Raw genomic sequence first — 22,365 nt, 5'->3', positions numbered from 1 at the left:
GTCGATGTAGGATACAAGGCCTTCATTCTAGACATAGCGCCGTCTGGCGCCTAGCTGCCCATGCCCATTCAGAATTCCCCGTACCAAGCCTTCGCCACACTGCTGACTTCCAACGGTCATAACGTCTCGCCTGCCGAACTGCATGGCCTGCTGCTCGGCCGCAGCTGCGCCGGTGCGGGCTTCAATGCAGAAGAGTGGTTGATCGATGCCGCCGAGCTGCTCGAAACCGAGCCCCAGGACAGTGTCCGCAATGCCTTGATCGGCTTGCAGGAGATGGTCAAGGGCGAGCTCACCGGCGACGACGTGACGGTCGTTCTGCTGCTGCCGACCGATGACGAACCGCTGGCTGAGCGTGCCGCGGCACTGGGCCAATGGTGCCAGGGCTTCCTCAGCGGTTTCGGCCTGAACTGCCGTGACAGCAGCATGCTGAGTACTGAAGCCACTGAAGTGTTGCAGGATCTGGCCGCCATTTCCCAAGTGCAAGACGCCCTGGAAGAGTCCGAAGACGGCGAAAGCGACTACATGGAAGTGATGGAATACCTGCGCGTTGCGCCGCTGCTGCTGTTCTCGGAAACCAAAAAAGCCGATGTGCCGCCAGCCGCCAAGCCGTCGTTGCATTAATCGTTTGCCAGGGAAAGCCATCTGCCCATGATTCATATCCCGAAATCGGAATACAGCCGTCGCCGCAAGGCCTTGATGGCGCAGATGGAACCCAACAGTATCGCGATCCTGCCCGCCGCCGCAGTGGCCATTCGCAACCGTGACGTCGAGCACGTTTACCGCCAGGACAGCGATTTCCAGTACCTGAGCGGCTTCCCCGAGCCGCAGGCTGTCATCGTGCTGATGCCCGGTCGCGAACATGGCGAATACATTCTGTTCTGCCGTGAACGCAATGCCGAACGCGAGTTGTGGGACGGCCTGCGCGCTGGTCAGGAAGGCGCGATCCGCGACTTCGGCGCCGACGATGCGTTTCCCATCACCGACATCGACGACATCCTGCCGGGCCTGATCGAAGGTCGGGACCGGGTGTATTCGGCCATGGGCAGCAACCCGGAATTCGACCGGCACCTGATGGAGTGGATCAACGTGATCCGCTCTAAAGCGCACCTCGGCGCCCAGCCGCCGAACGAATACGTTGCCCTGGATCATCTGCTGCACGACATGCGCCTGTATAAATCGGCGGCAGAAGTGAAGGTGATGCGCGAAGCCGCACGGATTTCCGCCCAGGCGCACATCCGCGCGATGCAGGCCAGCCGGGCCGGGTTGCATGAGTTCAGTCTCGAAGCCGAACTTGATTACGAGTTCCGCAAGGGCGGAGCAAAGATGCCGGCCTACGGTTCGATCGTCGCCGCCGGACGCAACAGCTGCATCCTGCATTACCAGCAGAATGACGCGGTGCTCAAGGACGGCGACCTGGTGTTGATCGATGCCGGTTGCGAGATCGACTGCTACGCCAGCGACATCACCCGCACCTGGCCGGTCAACGGCAAGTATTCAGCGGAGCAGAAAGCGATTTACGAGTTGGTGCTGGCGTCGCAAGAAGCTGCATTCGCCGAAATCGCCCCGAACAAACACTGGAATCAGGCGCACGAAGCCACGGTCCGGGTGATTACCGCCGGTTTGGTGAAGTTGGGCCTGTTGCAGGGCGACGTTGACGAGTTGATCGCCAGCGAAGCCTATAAAGCGTTTTACATGCACCGCGCCGGCCACTGGCTGGGCATGGATGTGCATGATGTCGGCGAGTACAAGGTCGGCGGCGAATGGCGGGTGCTGGAAGTCGGCATGGCGCTGACCGTGGAGCCGGGTATCTACATTTCCCCGGACAACCAGAACGTAGCGAAGAAATGGCGCGGCATAGGCGTGCGCATCGAGGACGACGTGGTGGTCACCAAAAACGGTTGTGAAATTCTGACCCAGGGCGTGCCGAAAACGGTCGCCGAGATCGAGGCCTTGATGGCTGCCGCGCGGACACAAGCCGCATGAGTCGAGTCAATCTGGCAATCATCGGTGGCGGTCTGGTCGGTGCCAGCCTGGCGTTGGCGTTGCAGGCCGGGGCCAAGGCCCGCGGCTGGAAGATCGTGCTGATTGAACCCTTTGCCCCCGGCCACACCTATCAACCGAGTTACGACGCCCGTTCTTCGGCGTTGTCCTACGGGGCCAAACAGATTTATCAACGGTTGGGCGTGTGGCAGGAAATCTCCCGCCGCGCCGAGCCGATCAAGCAGATTCATGTCTCCGACCGTGGACGTTTCTCCACCGCGCGATTGTCAGCGATGGAAGAAGGCGTTCCGGCGCTGGGTTATGTGGTGGAAAACGCCTGGCTTGGCCAATGCCTCTGGCAAGGTCTGGACAAGGACGTTGTCACTTGGCGCTGCCCGGCGGAAGTCACGCGCATGGAGCCGCTGACCGATGGCTATCGCCTGACCCTCAACGACGAAACCACCCTGGAATGCGACCTTGCGGTGCTCGCCGATGGCGGCCGATCCGGCCTGCGCGAGCAATTGGGAATCGGCATCAAAAAGCGTCCGTATAACCAAAGCGCCTTGATTGCCAACATCACTCCGAGCGAAGCGCACAACGGCATGGCCTTCGAGCGCTTCACCGATGACGGCCCGATGGCGTTGTTGCCGCTGCCGGAAAACCGTTGCGCCTTGGTCTGGACCCGATTGGGGATGGACGCGCAACGACTGGCGGCGCTGGATGAGCGCAGCTTCCTCAGCGAGTTGCAGGGCGTGTTCGGTTATCGCCTTGGCACCTTGAAACAGGTGGGCGCGCGGCATCTTTACCCGTTGACGCTGATCGAAGCCGAAGAGCAAGTGCGCCCGCATCTGGCAATCCTCGGCAACGCCGCCCACAGCCTGCACCCGATCGCCGGTCAGGGTTTCAACCTGTCGTTGCGTGATGCACAGGCTCTGGCCGATGCACTGCTGGCGAGTGAGACCTCGCCCGGCGATTTCGCGACATTGCAGGCTTACCGCGAACGTCAGCGCATGGATCAGAACCTGACCGTGGGCTTCTCCGATCAGGTGACCCGTTTGTTTGGCAGCACCCAGCCACTGGTTTCGCTGGGCCGCAACATCGGCCTGCTCGGCCTCGATCTGCTGCCGCCGGCCAAGCGCTGGTTCGCCCGGCAGGCCATGGGATTGGGTACGCGTCCTGATGCTTAAGTGGCTGGTTGGCACGTTCGGCAAAGCGCGGTTGATGCGTTGGTTCATGTCGTTCTATCCGCCGTACTTCGGCGCCGGGGTTCGGGTGCGGCACATCAGCGATGACTTCCGGGACATCCAGGTGTCCATGGGCCTGAGCTGGTACAACCGCAATTACGTCGGCACCCAGTTTGGCGGCAGCCTGTATTCGATGGTCGACCCCTTCTACATGCTGATGCTGATGGAAAACCTCGGACGTCAATACATCGTCTGGGACAAAGCTGCTGACATCGATTTCATCGCGCCGGGCAAAGGCCCGGTGTTCGCCCGTTTCACGATCGACGAGACCTTGCTCGACGAGATCCGCCGGCAGACGGCGAATGGCGAAAAATACCTGCCGCAATTGCAGGTCGATATTCATGACGGCGCCGGCGCCCTGGTGGCGCGGGTGCAGAAAACCCTTTACGTGCGGCTCAAGCCGCAAGCGAGACAGGCTTAAAGCATGGAAATGCGCGCAGATCTGCTGATTGTCGGGGCCGGAATGGTCGGCAGCGCCCTAGCGCTGGCGTTGCAGGACAGCGGGCTGGAAGTTTTGCTGCTGGACGGCAGCCCGATGAGCGTCAAGCCCTTCGATGGCCAGGCGCCGTTCGAACCGCGGGTGAGCGCCTTGTCCGCCGCTAGCAAGCGAATTCTTGAACGCCTCGGCGTGTGGGACGGCATCGCCAATCGGCGCAGCAGCCCTTACACCGAAATGCAGGTCTGGGACGGCAGCGGCACCGGGCAGATCCATTTCTCGGCCGCCAGCGTGCATGCCGATGTGCTGGGGCATATCGTCGAGAACCGCGTGGTTCAGGATGCTTTGCTCGATCGTCTGCACGACTGCGACCTCGGAATGCTGGCCAATGCGCGCCTGGAGCAGATGCGCCGCTCCGGCGATGACTGGCTGCTGACCCTGGCCGATGGCCGCACCTTGCGCGCGCCGCTGGTGATTGCGGCGGATGGTGCCAACTCGGCGGTACGGCGCCTGACCGGCGTGGCTACGCGTGAGTGGGATTATCTGCACCACGCGATCGTCACCAGCGTGCGCAGCGCCAAACCGCATCAAATGACCGCTTGGCAGCGCTTCACCGACAATGGTCCGCTGGCGTTCTTGCCGTTGGAACGGGACGGCCAGCAGGATTGGTGTTCGATCGTCTGGTCGACCACGCCCAGTGAAGCCGAACGGCTGATGGCGCTGGACGACGCGGGTTTTTGTCTCGAATTGGAGCGCGCCTTTGAAGGCCGGCTCGGCACAGTGCTCAGCGCCGATCCTCGTGTGTGTGTGCCACTGCGTCAGCGGCATGCCAAGCGTTATGTAGCAGAAGGCCTGGCGCTGATCGGCGATGCGGCGCACACCATTCACCCGCTGGCCGGGCAGGGCGTGAACCTGGGTTTCCTCGATGCTGCCGTGCTGGCCGAAGTGCTGCTGCAAGCGGCGGGGCGCGGTGAGCGGTTGGCGGATGTGAAGGTGCTCAGTCGTTATGAGCGTCGGCGCATGCCGCACAATCTGGCGTTGATGGCGGCGATGGAAGGTTTCGAGCGTTTGTTCCAGGCCGATCCGTTGCCGGTTCGCTGGTTGCGTAATGCCGGGTTGAAGATGGTCGACCAGATGCCCGAGGCCAAGGCGTTGTTCGTGCGCGAAGCGCTGGGGCTGATCGGGGATTTGCCGGCGCTGGCCAAGGCCTGAAGTGGACAGAGTCCTGTGGTGAGGGGATAAATCCTCTCGCCACAGGTCAGCCACTCTGGCTATGCAACATCTGGTAACTCCTCCGCAAACTGTTCGATTGAGAAGCTAAATGTGAGTCCTTATCATTTGCTCTCACTTTTCCAATCGAGAGACCGCTCCCATGTTGGCACCGAAGCGTCTACTGACCGCACTCGCCCTGACCCTGATCGGCAGCACTGCTGCACAGGCCGCCGACGAAGTGGTGGTCTACTCCTCGCGTATCGACGAGCTGATCAAGCCGGTGTTCGATGCCTACACCGCGAAAACCGGTGTGCAGGTGAAGTTCATCACCGACAAGGAAGCGCCGTTGATGCAGCGGATCAAGGCCGAGGGCGAGAACGCCACCGCCGACCTGCTGCTGACCGTCGATGCCGGCAACCTCTGGCAGGCCGAGCAGATGGGCATCCTGCAACCGTTCACCTCCAAGGTGATCGACGCCAACATTCCGCTGCAGTACCGCGCGTCCTCCCATGCCTGGACCGGCCTGAGCCTGCGGGCGCGAACCATTGCCTACTCCACCGATCGGGTAAAACCCGGTGAGCTGACCACCTACGAGGCACTGGCTGACAAACAGTGGGAAGGTCGCCTGTGCCTGCGCACGGCGAAGAAGGTCTACAACCAGTCCCTGACCGCCACCATGATCGAAGTGCACGGTGCCGACAAAACCGAGAAGATCCTCAAAGGCTGGGTCAACAACCTGTCCACCGACGTGTTCTCCGACGACATCGCCGTGCTCGAGGCGATCAACGCCGGTCAGTGCGACGTCGGCATCGTTAACACGTACTACTACGGCCGTCTGCACAAGCAGAAGCCGGACCTGCCGGTAAAACTGTTCTGGCCCAACCAGGGTGATCGCGGCGTTCACGTGAACCTGTCGGGCATCGGCTTGACCAAGCATGCACCGCACCCGGAAGCGGCCAAGGCCCTGGTTGAATGGATGACCACCCCTGAAGCGCAGAAGATCTTCGCCGACGTGAACCAGGAATTCCCGGCCAACCCTGCGGTTCAGCCATCTGCTGAAGTAGCGAGCTGGGGCAAGTTTGTGGCCGACACACTGCCGGTGGAAATTGCCGGCAAGCGTCAGGCTGAAGCGATTCGGATGATGGATCGGGCGGGCTGGAACTGACCTCACCGTTATTGTGGCGTGCGGCTACCTGTGGCGAGGGAGCCTGCTCCCGCTGGGCTGCGAAGCGGCCCCGTTGGCGTCTATAGGTCAGGATCGAGATGATCTGATAACCTCCTGCGGCTGCTTCGCACCCGGGAGCAAGCTCCCTCGCCACAAAATGGAGCCGGCTTCAAGTTAGAGTCGGACGAATATTTTCTAGAGAATTCCCTTGGCTCACCCCGCCCAACGCCGCTGGTATCCCCTGGTCTTCGCCATCGCCGCGCTGGTCCTGCTGCCCCTGAGCGTGCTGTTTTTCTCCTGGCAAACCATCGATCAGCAAATCTGGTCCCACCTCTGGGACACCCAGATGCCGCGCTTGCTGGGCAATACGCTGACGTTGGTGCTCGGCGTCGGAATCGGTGTCACGCTCCTGGGCGTCAGCCTCGCCTGGCTGACCAGCCTCTGCGAATTCCCCGGCCGGCGCTGGCTGGACTGGGCGCTGATGCTGCCTTTTGCGATTCCGGCTTATGTGCTGGCCTTCGTCTTCGTCGGCCTGCTGGATTTCGCCGGCCCGGTGCAAACCTTGCTGCGGGAATGGTTCGGTACCGGGCTGCGATTGCCGCGCGTACGCTCCACCGGCGGCGTCATCCTCGTTCTGGTGCTGGTGTTCTACCCCTACGTTTACCTGCTGGCGCGCACTGCATTCCTGGCCCAGGGCAAAGGCCTGATGGAAGCGGCACGCGTGCTCGGGCAATCGCCGTGGCAGGCGTTCTGGCGCGTGGCCCTGCCGATGGCGCGGCCGGCGATTGGTGCCGGCGTGGCGTTGGCGTTGATGGAAACCCTGGCGGACTTCGGTGCGGTGTCGGTGTTCAACTTCGACACGTTCACCACGGCCATCTACAAAACCTGGTACGGATTCTTCAGCCTCTCCACCGCCGCGCAACTGGCCAGCCTGTTGCTGCTGGTGGTGATGATTGTGTTGTACGGCGAACGTCGTGCGCGCGGGGCCAGCCGCATGAGCAATGAGCGACCCCGGGTCAAGGCGCTGTACCACCTGCGGGGTTTCAAGGCGTTGGCGGCCATGAGTTGGTGTGGCCTGGTGTTCGCCTGTGCGTTCGTCATTCCAATGCTGCAACTGGTGGTGTGGTTCTGGCAGCGTGGACGTTTCGATCTGGATGAGCGTTACGCCGGGCTGATTGTCCACACCCTGTACCTGGGCGGCATGGCAGCGTTGATTACCGTCGGCGTTGCGCTGGTGCTGGCATTTGCCCGAAGACTGGCGCCGACCCGGGCGATCCGTTCCGGTGTCAGCCTGGCCAATCTCGGCTACGCCCTGCCGGGATCGGTGTTGGCGGTGTCGATCATGCTGGCGTTCAGTTACCTGGACCGCGAACTGGTCATCCCGTTGTCAGGCTGGCTCGGCGGGGCCGGCAAGCCATTGCTGCTGGGCAGTCTGTCGGCGCTACTGCTGGCCTATCTGGTGCGTTTCATCGCGGTGGCTTATGGGCCGCTGGACAGCAGCCTGGCGCGAATACGGCCTTCTTTGCCCGAAGCGGCACGTAGCCTTGGCGTCAGTGGGCCACGACTGTTTTTCAAAGTGTATCTGCCGTTATTGCTGCCCGGCACATTGAGCGCCGCGTTGCTGGTGTTCGTCGATGTGCTCAAGGAAATGCCCGCGACCCTGCTGATGCGCCCGTTTGGCTGGGACACGCTGGCCGTACGGATCTTTGAAATGACCAGCGAAGGCGAGTGGGCGAGGGCTTCGTTGCCGGCCCTGACTCTCGTTTTGGTCGGGCTGTTACCGGTCATCGGATTGATTCGACGTTCGGCGCATCGAAACGCCTAGGTGTCAGTCCTACACCTTGAGGCTACAATGCGCGGCATTCGGTGCGGTCCGTCCTACGGACTCGGTAGCTGATATCGGCTGAAAGCCTTCTATTTCAAGGCTTTCGCCCGTTAAGCACTTGCCCGCACCTTCGCCACGCCCGGAAGGAGAAACCCATGGGACAGCGTACGCCTCTGTATGACCTTCATCTCGCCCTCGGCGCGAAGATGGTCGATTTTGGCGGTTGGGATATGCCTCTGCATTACGGCTCGCAGGTCGAGGAACACCATCAGGTGCGCCGCGATTGCGGGGTTTTCGATGTATCCCACATGACCGTGATCGATGTCGCCGGCCCTCAGGCCAAGGCCTGGCTCCAGCATTTGCTGGCCAATGACGTCGAGCGCCTGCACAGCCCCGGCCGTGCCTTGTACAGCACCATGCTCAACGAGCGCGGCGGCATCGTCGACGACATGATCGTCTACCGTCTCGAGGACGGTTATCGGCTGGTGGTCAACGCCTCCACCCGCAATCAGGACCTCGCCTGGATGCAGGCCCACATCGATGGTTTCGACGTGCAGCTCAACGAGCGCTCCGAACTGGCGATGCTGGCGATTCAAGGCCCCCATGCCCGGCACAAGATCTCCGAACTGGTCACCCAGTCCCGCGGCAACCTGATCCAGATGCTCAAGCCCTTCGAAGGCCAGCCTGATGGCGACTGGTTCATCGCGCGCACCGGCTATACCGGTGAAGACGGTCTGGAGATCGTGCTGCCGGCCAATCAGGCTCCAGGGTTTTTCAACGATCTGGTGGGCGCGGGCATTTCTCCTATCGGTCTGGGCGCCCGGGATACCTTGCGTGTCGAAGCCGGCATGAACCTGTACGGCCAGGACATTCATCAGGACGTTTCACCACTGGCCTCGAACATGGCCTGGAGCATTGCCTGGGAACCGGCCACTCGCCAGTTCATCGGTCGCAGCGCCCTGGAAGCCGAGCGGGCGGGTGGTGTGCAGCACAAACTGGTCGGTCTGGTCCTTGAGGAACGTGGGGTTTTGCGCGCTCATCAAGTGGTCCGTATCGCCAATGTTGGCGAAGGAGAGATCACCAGTGGTAGTTTCTCTCCTACGCTTAGCAAGTCGATAGCACTGGCGCGCGTGCCGATGGCAACTGCCGACCGCGCAGAAGTGGAAATCCGTGGCAAGTGGTACCCGGTCCGAGTGGTCAAACCGACCTTCGTACGCCATGGCAAAACCTTGATCTAACCTTTTTGGCGGGCAACGACCGCTGACAATTCTCTTGAGGACACAGAACATGAGCGATATCCCTGCCGACCTGCGTTTTGCCGAAAGTCACGAATGGGCCCGCCTGGAAGCTGATGGCTCCGTCACCGTGGGCATCAGCGATCACGCTCAGGAAGCCTTGGGCGATGTGGTGTTCGTTGAGCTGACCGAAGTCGGAAAAGTCTTCGCTGCCGGTGATCAATCCGGTGTCGTTGAGTCGGTTAAAGCCGCCTCCGACATTTACTCCCCGGTATCCGGTGAAGTGATTGCGATCAACGAAGAACTGAGCGCTAACCCGGAACTGCTCAACTCCCAACCGTACAGTGCCTGGATCTTCAAACTGAAGCCTAGCGACAAGGCTGAGCTGGACAAGCTGCTCGATGCAGCTGGTTACAAGGCCGCCATCGGCGAGTAAGCCTTGAGCGTCATCCCAAAGCCCCGATCCGTCGGGGCTTTTTTTCGCCTGACGGATTTTCCCTGTGGGAGCGGGCTTGCTCGCGAAGGCGGTCTTTCAGCTGACATCTACATCGACTGACACAGCCCTTCGCGAGCAAGCCCGCTCCCACAAGGTCCGCCGTTTGTACTGGCTGCTATGCTGGTTTGACCGTGTTGCATCGACGTTGAGCGCCAGTCAAGAGAGAGCCCGTCATGTCCCAATTGCCGTCCTTGAGCCAGTTACGCGACCCCAATGCTTTTCTTCGCCGCCACCTCGGCCCCGATGCCGCCGAGCAACAGGCGATGCTCGACAGCCTCGGCCTCGGCAGTCGGGTCGAGCTGATCGAGCAAACGGTGCCGCCGGGAATCCGTCTGAATCGGGCGCTCGATTTACCGCCCGCCCTCGACGAAGAAGCCGCGCTGGCCAAGCTGCGTGGGTACGCCGAGCAGAACCAGGTCTGGACCAGCCTGATCGGCATGGGCTACCACGGCACCCTCACGCCCACCGTGATTCTGCGCAACGTGCTGGAAAATCCCGGTTGGTACACCGCCTACACGCCTTATCAGCCTGAGATTGCCCAAGGCCGGCTCGAAGCGCTGCTGAATTTCCAGCAATTGACCATCGACTTGACAGGTCTCGAGCTGGCGAACGCGTCGTTGCTCGATGAAGCCACCGCGGCGGCGGAAGCCATGGCGCTGGCCAAGCGGGTCGCCAAGTCCAAAAGCAATCTGTTCTTCGTCGATGAGAACTGCCATCCACAAACCATCTCCGTGGTGCAAACCCGCGCCGAAGGCTTCGGTTTCGAGCTGATCATCGATGCTGTGGATAACTTGAAGCAGTACGAGGTGTTTGGCGCGCTGCTGCAATATCCGGACACCCATGGCGAGATCCGCGATCTGCGGCCATTGATCGATCACTTGCATGCCCAGCAGGCGCTGGCCTGTGTGGCGACGGATCTGCTGAGCCTGCTGTTACTGACCCCGCCGGGTGAGCTGGGCGCCGACGTGGTGTTCGGCTCGTCCCAGCGTTTCGGTGTACCGATGGGGTACGGCGGACCACACGCGGCATTTTTTGCCAGCCGCGAAGAGTACAAGCGAGCGATTCCCGGGCGGATAATCGGCGTCTCGAAAGATGCTCGCGGCAATACCGCGTTGCGCATGGCCCTGCAAACTCGCGAGCAACATATTCGGCGGGAGAAGGCCAATTCGAACATCTGCACCGCTCAGGTATTGCTGGCCAACATCGCCAGTTTCTACGCGGTTTACCACGGCCCGGAAGGGTTGAAGCAAATTGCCCAGCGCGTCCACCGGCTGACCTGCATCCTTGCTGCCGGTCTGGAGCGTCACGGCATCACCCGCCTCAACACCCACTTTTTCGACACGCTGACGCTGGAGGTCGGTGGCACTCAGACGGCAATCATCGAAAGTGCCCAGGCCGCACAGATCAATTTGCGCATTCTCGGGCGCGGGCAGCTGGGGCTGAGCCTTGACGAAACCTCAGACGAAACCACGGTGGCGAAACTGTTCGATGTGTTCCTCGGTTCCGATCATGGGCTGAACGTCGACGAACTGGACGGTGAATCCCTTGCATCCGGCATTCCCGCAGGATTGCTGCGCACCTCGCCTTATCTGCGCCATCCCGTATTCAGCGCCCATCACAGCGAAACCGAGATGCTGCGCTACCTCAAGCAACTGGAAAACAAAGACCTGGCGCTCAACCAGTCGATGATTCCGCTGGGCTCCTGCACCATGAAACTCAATGCCACCAGCGAGATGATCCCCATCACCTGGCCGCAATTCGCCAACCTGCACCCGTTTGTGCCGAAAGAGCAGGCGGTGGGTTATTCGCTGATGATCGAGGAACTGGAGCGCTGGCTCTGCGCGATCACCGGTTTCGACGCGATCTGCATGCAACCCAACTCCGGCGCCCAAGGCGAGTACGCCGGGCTGCTGGCGATCCGCAAATACCACGAGAGCCGTCATGAAGGGGCACGAGACATCTGCCTGATCCCGTCCTCCGCCCACGGCACCAACCCGGCGTCGGCGCAGATGGCCGGGATGCGCGTGGTGATCGTCGAGTGCGACGAGGCGGGCAACGTCGATCTGGATGACCTCAAAGGCAAGGCTGCGGACGCGGGCGACAAACTTGCCTGCCTGATGGCGACGTATCCGTCGACTCACGGCGTGTATGAAGAAGGCATCAGCGAAATCTGCGAAGTTATCCACAGCCACGGCGGCCAGGTGTACATGGATGGCGCCAACCTCAACGCCCAGGTGGGATTGACGCGGCCGGCGGACATTGGCGCCGACGTGTCCCACATGAACCTGCACAAGACTTTCTGCATTCCCCACGGCGGCGGTGGGCCGGGCATGGGCCCGATTGGTGTGCGCGCGCACCTGGCGCCGTTCGTCGCCAATCACCCGGTGGTGCCGATTGAAGGGCCGCTGCCGCAGAACGGCGCGGTCAGCGCCGCGCCTTGGGGCAGTGCGAGCATTTTGCCGATCAGCTGGATGTACATCGCCATGATGGGGCCGCAGTTAGCGGATGCCAGCGAGGTGGCGATCCTTGCCGCAAATTACCTGGCGCAGCATTTGTCCGGGGCGTTCCCCGTGCTCTACACCGGGCGCAACGAGCGTGTGGCGCACGAATGCATCCTGGATTTGCGACCACTGAAGGCGCTGACCGGGATCAGCGAAGAGGACGTGGCCAAGCGCCTGATGGATTACGGTTTCCATGCGCCGACCATGTCATTCCCGGTGCCGGGGACGCTGATGGTCGAGCCGACCGAAAGTGAGTCAAAGGCCGAGCTGGACCGGTTTATCGGCGCGATGCTGAGCATTCGTGCGGAAATCACCGAGGTACAGAAAGGTAACTGGCCAGCCGAGGACAATCCGCTGAAGCGAGCGCCGCATACCCTGGCCGATATCACCGGCATTTGGGAGCGGCCTTACAGCATCGAGCAAGCGGTGACGCCGGATGCGCACACCAAGGCGCATAAATACTGGCCGGTGGTGAATCGGGTGGATAACGTCTATGGCGACCGCAATTTGTTCTGCGCGTGCGTACCGGTCGATGATTACCGCTGATCTCCCGCACTACGCAAATCCAATGTGGGAGCGAGCCTGCTCGCGATAACGGTGTAACAGTCGCTGAAGATGTCGACTGATCCACCGTTATCGCGAGCAGGCTCGCTTGTATGTTTAGACTTGAAGGGGTGGGTGGGACTACAGACTCGATTCTGACTCTGACCAGTACAGACTGTGGGAGACTTCTCGTCCCGCCCCTTCTACCCAAAGCGCCGATAAGGAATTCATCGGTAAACCGACGATAGAGACAAGCCAGCGCAACGGTAGACCCCAACAAGCACTTAAACCCTAGCTCCGAGGATTCGTCATGACAATCCTTACTTCGCAGACGGTTGTTGGTATCGATATCGCCAAGGCCCAAATTGCTGTCTATCGCACCGACCTGCAAATCATTCAAGACATCAAGAACGATCGAACCGCCCTCAAGCGTTGGCTTAAAACCCTGCCTGCCCAAAGTGCTATCGCCGTTGAAGCCACCAACATCTACCACTTGGACACGGTAGAGCTGGCCCATGAGATGGGTCATCAGGTCTACGTGGTGGATGCTTATCGCGTGAGTCATTACCGCCGTGGCGTTGGCCAACGAGCCAAGAACGATCCCTGCGATGCGCGTTTGCTGGCGCGTTACCTGGAGAATGAACAAAGCAAACTGCGGGTCTGGAGCCCGCCACCCAAGGCCTACAGCTCGCTGAAAAGCCTGCTTCACAGACGTGCAACGCTGATCCAGAACCATGCTGGGCTGATGTTGAGTTGGGCCAATGAACCCTTGTTGAAGAAAGTGCAGGTCGCTCAGCAGAAGGCGTTCAAGCAAGCGGATCAGGCGATTCAGAAACTGCTGCGCAAGGTCAGCAAAGAGGCGGGAATTGAGGCGAATATTGATCGCTGCAAAGCCATCGAAGGCGTTGGGGAACTGACCGCAACCGGGTTGGCGACGACCTTTATGCGGGGCGATTTTGCGAACAGCGATGCGTTCATCGCATTCCTGGGAATGGACTTGGCAGTCGAAGACTCCGGCAAGAAGAATGGGCGGCGGTACCTGACCAAAAAAGGAGATCCGGAGGTTCGTCGTTTGGCGTACAACGCCGCAATGGCGGCGTGTCGCTCGCCTAAATGGAAGCCGTTTTACGAGGCATACCTGGCTAGAGGCTTCTCGAAAACCCAGGCCTTGGTTGCCTTGGCCCGAAAGCTCTGTCGAGTGGCATTTGCCCTGATGAAAAATCAGAGCGAATACCTGTCAGCCTGAGAATTCAGGGTTGCCGGGCAACATAGAATCTCCCACAGGGTTTTGTATTGGGCAAAAAAATGCCGCTCGTTAGAGCGGCATTTTTGTTTAGGTAAAGCTTATTCCGAAGCCACGGCATTCTTCGCCAGGATCGCGTTCGCCAGTTCCATGTCCGTCGCCTGCAGACCCGGGTTGTCGGCGCGGACTTTCTGCATCGCGGCTTCCAGATAAGGACCGCGGATGCCGCCGTCACTGGCAACGAAGCTGCCGGCGTCATCCTGCGCGGCAACAATCAGCTTGTGATCCTTGAAGGTCAGGTAGGTCGAACCGGTGGTAGCACCGGACGAAATGACGTTACGCCAAAAGCTATCGGCCATCGCCGAACCGACTGGAAGGGACAACAAGGCGATGGTAGCGACAGCAAGTTTGAGACGCATAATGGGTGACTCCACTGGTTAACTACGGAGTTGGATCGCCATTTCCCCAATCCAGTTCCGTGATGGCCGCGCCTACTTTTGTTCGCTCTGCGGGGTCACCCGCAATACTTCCTCGATGGTCGTCAAGCCGGCCGCCACTTTCTGCGCCCCCGACAAACGCAAACTGCGCATGCCTTCCTTGAACGCCTGACGCCGCACCGCCAGCAAATCAGTGTCGGGATTGATCAGCGCTTTTACGCCATCGGTCAGCTGCATGATTTCGTAGACCCCGGCGCGGCCGCGATAGCCGGTGTCGCGACACTCCAGACAGCCGATGGCGCGTTGGGCGTTGGTCGGCAGCGGCGCTTGCCAGGGTTTGGTCAGGGTTTGCCAGTCTTCTTCACTCAACGTCAGCGGTGCCTTGCAGTGCGGGCACAAGGTACGGACCAGGCGTTGGGCCATGACGCCGAGCACTGTGGCCTTGATCAGGTAATGCGGCACGCCGAGTTCCAGCAGGCGGCTGATGGCGCTGGGCGCATCGTTGGTGTGCAAGGTCGAGAGTACCAAGTGACCGGTGAGCGCGGCCTGAATGGCCATTTCCGCGGTTTCGAGGTCGCGGATCTCGCCGATCATGATGATGTCTGGATCCTGCCGCATCAGCGCGCGCACGCCAGCGGCGAAGGTCAGGTCGATGTTGTGCTGGACCTGCATCTGGTTGAACGCCGGTTCGACCATCTCGATCGGGTCTTCGATGGTGCAGAGGTTGACCTCCGGTGTCGCCAGTTTCTTTAGCGTGGTGTACAGCGTGGTTGTTTTGCCCGACCCCGTGGGCCCGGTCACCAGAATGATGCCGTTGGGCTGGCGGGTCATGTCCTGCCAGCGGCGCAGGTCTTCGGCGGAGAAGCCCAACTGATCGAAGTCCTTGAGCAGCACTTCCGGGTCGAAGATCCGCATGACCATTTTTTCGCCGAACGCCGTCGGCAAGGTCGACAGCCGCAGCTCGACTTCGCCGCCGTCCGGGGTCTTGGTCTTTACCCGGCCATCCTGGGGTTTGCGCTTTTCCGCGACGTTCATCCGCCCGAGGCTTTTCAGGCGGCTGACGATCGCCATCGTCACCTGCGGCGGGAATTGATAGACGTTGTGCAGCACGCCATCGATGCGAAAGCGCACCGTGCCCTGTTCGCGCCGGGGTTCGATGTGGATATCACTGGCTCGCTGCTGGAAGGCGTACTGGAACAACCAGTCGACGATGTTGACGATGTGCGCGTCGTTGGCATCTGGCTCCTGATCGCTGGCGCCGAGGTTGAGCAGTTGCTCGAAGTTGCCCAGGGAGCTGGTTTGCTGATCGGCGTTGGTCGCCCCGCTGACCGATTTGGCCAGGCGGAAAAACTCGACGCTGAAGCGCTGGATGTCCACCGGGTTGGCGACGACGCGTTTGATTGGCAGCTTCAACACGTGAGTCAGGTCAGCTTCCCAGCCGTTGACATAAGGCTGGGCGCTGGCCACGGTCACCGCGTCGCGGTCGATGGACACCGCCAGGATCTTGTGGCGCTGGGCGAAGGCGTAGGACATCAGCGGCGTGATGGCCGCGACGTTGATCTTCAGCGGATCGATGCGCAAGTAAGGCTGGCCGGCCTGCTGCGACAGCCACAGGGTCAGGCTTTCCAGATCCAGATGTTTGCCAGGACGACTAAGGTCGTCGAGGTGCTGGCTGGCGATGAATTCCAGGGGATGCATCTGGCCATTGGCGGCATGCCGGCGGCGGGCATTGAGCGCGTGTTCGGCCGAGTCCTGGCTGATAAAGCCCTGGGCGACCAGTTCACGCAGCAAATCATTGAGATCCAGCCAGCGGTCCTGAATGGCAAGTTGAACGGACATGCGGGCTCCTCATGAACAACAGTTCGCAAAGGATAGTCGCGGACCCACCGACCGTTGGGCCACTACCCGACGAAGCCGTGTCGAGGTTTGTCAGCCTGCCGCCTGAGCCGGCTCATTCCACGCCGAATCAGCGGCTTGCAGCTCTACAAAACACACGCTGATCAGGTTACGTAATTTTTCTGCAATCACTTCGGCCCGATGCCAGCTCAGCCCGTCCATGACGATGTCGATCGACATCAGATCGTCCATCCGCTGCGCGCAGACCTGCTGCGGCGTCAGACACTGCAAGGCGAACAGGTTGAGCACCCGGCACAGCAGGTCTGGCTCGGCTTCGGCCAGCAGTTGGTAATGAACGCGGCAGTGCGCGTTGCCGGCGTTCCAGACATCGGCGCGGGTGGGCGAGGTGTTCACGGCTTCCAGGTGCGGCATGGTCGGTCTCCAAATCAATGGAGAAATTTTTACATTCGCTGCCAGGCATTTCTTATCTATGATTGGGCTTATTGGCTGTTTTTCGAATTGTTTGATTCGGCTAGCTATCAATCACGGGTTTATTTATGCAAAACGAGCTGGATGGCTACGACCGCAAGATTCTCGCGTTGCTGCAGGAAGACGCTTCGCTCTCCAGCGCGCAGATCGCCGAGCAGGTGGGGCTCTCCCAGTCGCCGTGCTGGCGGCGGATTCAACGGATGAAGGAGGAGGGGATCATTCGCGGGCAGGTGACGTTGCTCGACCGGAAGAAAATCGGCCTTAACACGCAGATCTTTGCCGAGATCAAACTCAATGCGCACGGGCGCTCGAACTTCACCGAGTTCACCGAGGCGATACGCGGCTTTCCCGAAGTGCTGGAGTGTTATGTGCTGATGGGGTCGGTGGATTTCTTGCTGCGGATTGTCACGGCGGACATCGAGGCGTATGAGCGGTTTTTCTTTGAGAAGCTGTCGATGGTGCCGGGGATTCAGGAAGTGAACTCGATTGTGGCGTTGTCGGAGATCAAGTCCACCACCAGTTTGCCGGTCTGAAGTTTTGCGGTGAATGTGCTGGCCTCATCGCTAGCAGGCTAGCTCCCACAGGGGAACGCATTCCAACTGTGGGAGCCAGCCTGCTGGCGATGGCGGTCTTACATGCGCAGCAACATTTTCCAGGCACGATTCTGATAAACCGCAATCGCCTGCTGCTTGCGCGCATCCAGCGATTCATCGGTGATCGGCTCGTTAGCCAATTGCGCCAGTTGCTTCAGCTCACCGTACAGGCGATCCATTTCCGGGATGTCCAACACATTGCGAGCGTGATGCAGCCAGGCCTGGATGCGCTCGATACGCGGCAGTTGCTCGGCCAAATCTTCCGGCTGTTGCTGATAACGCTGCAATTGCAGCGACGTCGCTTCTTCACCGAGCAAGCGCGGCAACCAGCTACCCAACTGCGCAGCGCCCTGGCGATTGCCACGGACGTTGCGATCAGCCGCCCAGGTGCGGGCCAGCAACCAACGTGAAGTGTTCAGCGAGAACAGGCCCCAGCGCGGGTCTTCCAGTTCTTCGAGGAACTGCTCCGGCGCAGCTTTGCGCACGTCTTCGTCGTCGATACCTGCCTGAACCAGCGGGCGCCAGTCTTCGAGCAAGGCATCCAGAGCAACGCGTAGATCATGAGTCGACTGACGCGGTGCGGCCTGGCCCAGGCTGCTGAGCAAGGCGCGCAACTCAGCGAGGTTCTCGACCCAGTCCTGCAACAGGCGCCAGTGGCCGTTGAAGCGATACTGTTCGGCCAGACGCTGGCTGCTGCTCAGCAAGTGCCAGCTCAGCGCGGCGAATGCATCATCCAGCGGCGTTTCAGCGGTGATTTGCGGCGCAGGCAGGCTCAATGAGTAACTGTTGGCGTCGTACAAGCGATAACCACGCTCGGCCTTGCTGATGTCACACGGCATCAGGGCCAGGGTCGCAGCCAGTTCGGCGGCCAGTTCCAGCAGGGCAGCCGGCTCGCCTTCGCGCAGTTCCAGTTCCAGCTCACAGATTTCTTCTTTCTGCTTGCCGACCACCACGTGGCCCAGGTCCAGCGCGGCTTCGATGACCACTTTGGTCTTGCCACGGCCCCAGGCGATTTCAGCGCGTTCGCGAACGAAATCGGTGGTGAAGATCGGTTTCAGGGTTTTCTTGTCCAGCTCGGCCAATTCTTCTGGCCAGCATTCGCCGTCGAGTTTTTTCACGTCGAGCTTGGCTTTGGGCAGGTTCCAGTCGTATTCGTTACGCTCGGACAGGCCGGCGACGCTCTGGCCGCGGGTCTTGAGGGTTTGAATCACTTCTTCGCCATCCTTGCGCAAGCGCAGGGCAACCTTGGCGCGGGCCAGGTCGCGCTCAGGCGTGTCGAAGTACTGGTTCATCAACTCACGGCGTTCCCAGCCACTTTTGTTGCGTTTTTTCAGGAGCGGGTGCTCGCGCAGGGCAGCGAGGGTTTCGCGGCTGACGCGGAGTTTGATTTCGGTTTCTTTCTGCATGGCCGGAAAATCCAGGATCGGGAGCGCAGCCGGGGGAAATGTGTGGCTGCCAAGGCCGTGCAGTGTACAGGACTGACCGACACTGCGCGCCGCGGCGGTTTATTCCTGTCGCCAGATGGTTCTATGATGGTCTTCAATTCGCGAGTGGGAGTCAGCGATGACTTTGCCGTCCATGAAAGATCAGTTCGCTGCGCTGATTGCCGCGCCGTCGGTCAGCTGTACCCAGCCCAGCCTTGATCAATCCAATCGTCCGGTCATCGACTTGCTGGCGACGTGGCTCGGTGACTTGGGTTTTGCCTGTGACATCCAGCAGGTCAGCCCCGGCAAATTCAACTTGCTCGCCAGTTTCGGTTCCGGCCCCGGTGGCCTGGTGCTTGCCGGGCATAGCGATACGGTGCCGTTCGATGGCGCGTTGTGGCAGACCGATCCGCTGAAGCTGACCGAAGTCGATGGCCGTTGGGTGGGCCTGGGCAGTTGCGACATGAAAGGCTTTTTTGCTCTGGCTATCGAAGCGGTGATTCCGCTGCTCGATCAACCGTTCAAACAGCCGCTGCTGATCCTCGCCACCTGCGATGAAGAAAGCTCGATGTCCGGTGCTCGCGCCCTGGCTGAGGCCGGCCGTCCGCTGGGGCGTGCGGCGGTAATAGGCGAGCCGACCGGGCTGAAGCCGATCCGCATGCACAAAGGCATCATGATGGAACGCATCGACATCCTCGGTCAGAGCGGTCATTCCTCGGACCCGCGCCTGGGCCACAGCGCCCTCGAAGCCATGCACGATGCCATCGGCGAACTACGTGGCCTGCGCCTGTTGTGGCAGCGTGAATTCCGTAATCCACAGTTTGGTGTGCCGACGCCGACCATGAATTTCGGCTGCATCCATGGCGGCGACAACCCCAACCGAATCTGTGGCCAATGCTCGCTGGAGTTCGACTTGCGGCCATTGCCGGGCATGGACCCTGCAGCGCTGCGTTCGGCCATTCTGCAGAGGCTCAACCCGATTGCCGAACGCCATCAGGTGAAGATCAGCTACGCGCCGCTGTTCCCTGAAGTGCCGCCGTTCGAGCAAGACGAAGACGCGGAATTGGTCCGGGTGGCTGAAAAGCTGACCGGCCATCTCGCCGAAGCAGTGGCGTTCGGCACCGAAGCGCCTTATCTTCAGCGTCTTGGCTGCGAAACACTGGTGCTGGGCCCGGGCGACATCGCCTGTGCGCACCAACCGGGGGAATACCTCGAAATGTCACGTTTGCAGCCTACCGTGCATCTATTACGACAATTGATTGAACATTACTGCCTGACACCGGCCAAATCGCCCATGCCAGTCGGTTGAACGAACTTCATGTGGGAGCGGGCTTGCTCGCGAAAGCAGTGTGTCAGGTACATCAATTGCGACTGACACTCCGCTTTCGCGAGCAAGCCCGCTCCCACAGGTTCTATGTCTTGACTGACTAAACGGTTTAAATTGCCAGTGTCCCAACCCGTATTCATGAGGAGAGCTCGCGTGTCGCCAAGCCTGTTCCGACGATAACCATCAGCCCGCTGTGCGTTTTCAGTTTCGCCCATTATTTGGCTGCTATTTATTACAGGCCCAGGTTCATGCCCGAATACGTTAATTGGCTTCGTCACGCTTCGCCTTACATCAATGCCCACCGCGACTGCACCTTCGTCGTCATGCTGCCCGGCGACGGCGTGGAGCATCCGAATTTCGGCAATATCGTCCACGACCTGGTGCTGTTGCACAGCCTCGGCGTGCGGCTGGTGCTGGTTCATGGTTCCCGCCCACAAATCGAAACCCGCCTCGCCGCGCGTGGCCTGACCCCGCATTACCACCACGGGATGCGCATCACCGATGCCGCGACCCTGGAATGTGTGATCGATGCGGTCGGCCAACTGCGCATCGCCATTGAAGCGCGGCTGTCGATGGACATGGCCTCGTCGCCGATGCAGGGCTCGCGCCTGCGGGTAGCCGGCGGCAACCTGGTGACGGCGCGGCCGATCGGCGTGCTGGAAGGCGTCGACTATCACCACACCGGCGAAGTACGCCGGGTCGACCGCAAGGGCATCAATCGCCTGTTGGACGAGCGCTCCATCGTGCTGCTGTCGCCATTGGGTTACTCGCCGACCGGTGAGATCTTCAATCTCGCCTGCGAAGACGTCGCCACGCGCGCGGCCATTGACCTGGGCGCGGACAAACTGCTGCTGTTTGGCGCGGACCTGGGCCTGATCGATGAAAACGGTCGGCTGGTTCGCGAGCTGCGTCCGCAACAAGTACCGGCGCATTTGCAGCGACTGGGCAGCAACTATCAGGCGGAGTTGCTGGATGCGGCGGCTGAAGCGTGCCGGGGCGGCGTGGCGCGCAGCCATATCGTCAGTTACGCCGAAGACGGCGCGCTGCTGACCGAACTGTTCACCCGCGACGGTGGCGGTACGCTGGTGGCCCAGGAGCAATTCGAGATTGTGCGCGAAGCGGCCATCGAAGACGTCGGTGGTTTGCTGGACCTGATCAGCCCGCTGGAAGAGCAGGGGATTCTGGTGCGTCGTTCCCGCGAGGTGCTGGAGCGTGAGATCGAGCAGTTCAGCGTGGTGGAACGCGAAGGCATGATCATCGCCTGTGCGGCGCTGTATCAGATTGCCGATTCGGACGCTGGCGAGCTGGCCTGTCTGGCGGTGAACCCGGAATACCGCCATGGCGGTCGCGGTGATGAGTTGCTGGAACGCATCGAGACCCGCGCCCGGGCTCAGGGCCTGAAAACCTTGTTCGTGCTGACGACCCGGACCGCTCACTGGTTCCGTGAGCGTGGGTTTGTGCCGAGCAGCGTGGAGCGCCTGCCGTCGGCCCGGGCGTCGTTGTACAACTATCAGCGTAATTCGAAGATCTTCGAAAAAGCCCTGTAAGTGAGGGCTGTTGTGGCGAGGGGATTTATCCCCGTTGGGCTGCGAAGCGGCCCCAAAAGATGGGACTGCTGCGCAGCCCAACGGGGATAAATCCCCTCGCCACAGTATTTTGCGTTTATTTCTGTACGAACTTCGCGCTGACATACGCCGAATAATCCGGCAGCACCGTCTCGACCTTCCCTTGCTCCTTCAAGAACTTCGCCGTCTCGCCAATCGCCTTGGCCGTGCCGCCGTCCAGCAGCGCGGTGGTCTGTTGGGCCTTGGCATCCGGGAACGCAGAACCGGCCAGCAATTCGGGCACGTCGGCAATGGCACCGGTCAATTTTGCGATTTTCTGCACCGGCACCGAGTCAGCCGTCCAGCTGTCTTTATGCGCCGCATAGTCGGCGAACGAGTCACAACGTCCGGATGCTTCTCTGCGTAATCCTTACGCGCCACCCACACCTCGAACGCCGGCGCGCCCCACTGACCCACTTGTGCGGCGTCGGTCAGCGTCTTGCCGGTCTTGCCGGTCTTGCGAATCTCCCCCAGTGCCGGCGATCAGACAAACGCGCCATCAATGTCGCCACGCTTCCACGCCGCTGTTGAAACGACACCAGTCGATTTTCTCGCCTATGGTCTTTTCGTAAACCCCATCGGCTTGGGGGATTTGCTGGGATCGATGCCGGTTTGATAGCCGACCGTGAGGTTCGCCGCTTGCGCGCTGAGCGAACATAAAACCGATACACAAACTGTAACAATTGGTCTGGATAGTGCGCGTTTGGTCGTCATGGCATCGCCTTTCGGTAGGGGATTATTTCCGAATTGCGTCAAAGCTAATCGATCTAAAAAA

18 protein-coding genes and 1 pseudogene are annotated in these 22,365 nt (G+C 60.6%); 14 read left to right on the top strand and 5 right to left on the bottom strand.

What is annotated here, in order from left to right; all coding sequences use genetic code 11:
• The first annotated feature begins 60 nt into the window (after nucleotides 1–60).
• From ACA053_RS28020 to ACA053_RS27970, 11 genes are all read left to right on the top strand, one after another.
• Nucleotides 61–621 carry a YecA/YgfB family protein gene (locus ACA053_RS28020; RefSeq protein ID WP_497394162.1) on the top strand — a complete coding sequence of 187 codons (561 nt, stop codon included), beginning with the start codon at nucleotides 61–63 and terminating at the stop codon, nucleotides 619–621.
• 27 nt (nucleotides 622–648) lie between these two features.
• Nucleotides 649–1,983, top strand: coding sequence for a Xaa-Pro aminopeptidase (gene pepP / locus ACA053_RS28015; protein ID WP_109635752.1), 1,335 nt, complete (start codon nucleotides 649–651; stop codon nucleotides 1,981–1,983).
• Entirely contained in the window at nucleotides 1,980–3,167 is a 1,188-nt protein-coding gene (gene ubiH, locus ACA053_RS28010) for a 2-octaprenyl-6-methoxyphenyl hydroxylase (protein ID WP_497314389.1), read from the top strand. The genes pepP and ubiH overlap by 4 nt, the downstream gene beginning before the upstream one ends.
• A complete protein-coding gene (locus ACA053_RS28005) occupies nucleotides 3,160–3,645 on the top strand; it encodes a DUF4442 domain-containing protein (RefSeq protein WP_497314387.1) in 486 nt (161 codons plus the stop codon). Before ubiH ends, ACA053_RS28005 begins: the two co-directional genes overlap by 8 nt.
• Nucleotides 3,646–3,654: 9 nt before the next feature.
• Nucleotides 3,655–4,872 (top strand): 2-octaprenyl-3-methyl-6-methoxy-1,4-benzoquinol hydroxylase, encoded by a 1,218-nt coding sequence (locus tag ACA053_RS28000; protein WP_497396254.1) that lies wholly within the window; start codon nucleotides 3,655–3,657, stop codon nucleotides 4,870–4,872.
• A gap of 160 nt (nucleotides 4,873–5,032) precedes the next feature.
• The gene (locus ACA053_RS27995) at nucleotides 5,033–6,037 is read left to right on the top strand and encodes an extracellular solute-binding protein (protein WP_109635745.1); all 1,005 of its coding nucleotides are present in this window, start codon (nucleotides 5,033–5,035) and stop codon (nucleotides 6,035–6,037) included.
• A 208-nt stretch (nucleotides 6,038–6,245) separates the two neighbouring features.
• Nucleotides 6,246–7,862 (top strand): ABC transporter permease, encoded by a 1,617-nt coding sequence (locus tag ACA053_RS27990; RefSeq protein WP_497394161.1) that lies wholly within the window; start codon nucleotides 6,246–6,248, stop codon nucleotides 7,860–7,862.
• A gap of 155 nt (nucleotides 7,863–8,017) precedes the next feature.
• Nucleotides 8,018–9,100 (top strand): glycine cleavage system aminomethyltransferase GcvT, encoded by a 1,083-nt coding sequence (gene gcvT, locus ACA053_RS27985; protein WP_109635741.1) that lies wholly within the window; start codon nucleotides 8,018–8,020, stop codon nucleotides 9,098–9,100.
• A gap of 49 nt (nucleotides 9,101–9,149) precedes the next feature.
• Nucleotides 9,150–9,533 (top strand): glycine cleavage system protein GcvH, encoded by a 384-nt coding sequence (gene gcvH / locus ACA053_RS27980; RefSeq protein ID WP_497314383.1) that lies wholly within the window; start codon nucleotides 9,150–9,152, stop codon nucleotides 9,531–9,533.
• A 233-nt stretch (nucleotides 9,534–9,766) separates the two neighbouring features.
• Nucleotides 9,767–12,640: an aminomethyl-transferring glycine dehydrogenase gene (gene gcvP, locus ACA053_RS27975; protein ID WP_497394159.1), complete on the top strand. Its 2,874-nt coding sequence runs from the start codon at nucleotides 9,767–9,769 to the stop codon at nucleotides 12,638–12,640.
• Nucleotides 12,641–12,947: 307 nt separating this feature from the next.
• Complete coding sequence (locus tag ACA053_RS27970; RefSeq protein ID WP_497394158.1) at nucleotides 12,948–13,883, top strand: IS110 family transposase; 936 nt, start codon at nucleotides 12,948–12,950, stop codon at nucleotides 13,881–13,883.
• Nucleotides 13,884–13,981: 98 nt separating this feature from the next.
• Here ACA053_RS27970 and ACA053_RS27965 read toward each other — a convergent pair whose 3' ends face one another.
• The 3 genes from ACA053_RS27965 to ACA053_RS27955 form a co-directional block, all read right to left on the bottom strand.
• A complete protein-coding gene (locus ACA053_RS27965) occupies nucleotides 13,982–14,302 on the bottom strand; it encodes a DUF2388 domain-containing protein (protein ID WP_169857239.1) in 321 nt (106 codons plus the stop codon).
• Nucleotides 14,303–14,371: 69 nt separating this feature from the next.
• Nucleotides 14,372–16,156 carry a type IV pilus assembly ATPase TfpB gene (tfpB, locus tag ACA053_RS27960; RefSeq protein WP_497314380.1) on the bottom strand — a complete coding sequence of 595 codons (1,785 nt, stop codon included), beginning with the start codon at nucleotides 16,154–16,156 and terminating at the stop codon, nucleotides 14,372–14,374.
• 90 nt (nucleotides 16,157–16,246) lie between these two features.
• Nucleotides 16,247–16,585, bottom strand: a complete 339-nt coding sequence (locus ACA053_RS27955) for an ACT-like domain-containing protein (protein WP_497394156.1) — start codon at nucleotides 16,583–16,585, stop codon at nucleotides 16,247–16,249.
• A gap of 125 nt (nucleotides 16,586–16,710) precedes the next feature.
• On the opposite strand from ACA053_RS27955, the gene ACA053_RS27950 reads away from it, so the two are divergent.
• Nucleotides 16,711–17,175: an Lrp/AsnC family transcriptional regulator gene (locus ACA053_RS27950; protein ID WP_131061030.1), complete on the top strand. Its 465-nt coding sequence runs from the start codon at nucleotides 16,711–16,713 to the stop codon at nucleotides 17,173–17,175.
• Between the two features lie 98 nt (nucleotides 17,176–17,273).
• Here ACA053_RS27950 and ACA053_RS27945 read toward each other — a convergent pair whose 3' ends face one another.
• Nucleotides 17,274–18,641, bottom strand: coding sequence for a CYTH domain-containing protein (locus ACA053_RS27945; protein WP_109635732.1), 1,368 nt, complete (start codon nucleotides 18,639–18,641; stop codon nucleotides 17,274–17,276).
• A gap of 157 nt (nucleotides 18,642–18,798) precedes the next feature.
• On the opposite strand from ACA053_RS27945, the gene argE reads away from it, so the two are divergent.
• Nucleotides 18,799–19,968 carry an acetylornithine deacetylase gene (argE, locus tag ACA053_RS27940; RefSeq protein WP_497394155.1) on the top strand — a complete coding sequence of 390 codons (1,170 nt, stop codon included), beginning with the start codon at nucleotides 18,799–18,801 and terminating at the stop codon, nucleotides 19,966–19,968.
• Nucleotides 19,969–20,234: 266 nt separating this feature from the next.
• Nucleotides 20,235–21,533: an amino-acid N-acetyltransferase gene (gene argA, locus ACA053_RS27935; protein ID WP_109635728.1), complete on the top strand. Its 1,299-nt coding sequence runs from the start codon at nucleotides 20,235–20,237 to the stop codon at nucleotides 21,531–21,533.
• A gap of 115 nt (nucleotides 21,534–21,648) precedes the next feature.
• On the opposite strand, the pseudogene ACA053_RS27930 reads toward argA, so the two are convergent.
• Nucleotides 21,649–22,304 (bottom strand): annotated as a pseudogene (locus tag ACA053_RS27930) (hypothetical protein).
• Between the last annotated feature and the right edge of the window lie 61 nt (nucleotides 22,305–22,365).

This window comes from Pseudomonas sp. LBUM1672, assembly GCF_059695655.1.
This window is presented reverse-complemented; position numbering and strand designations above follow the sequence as displayed.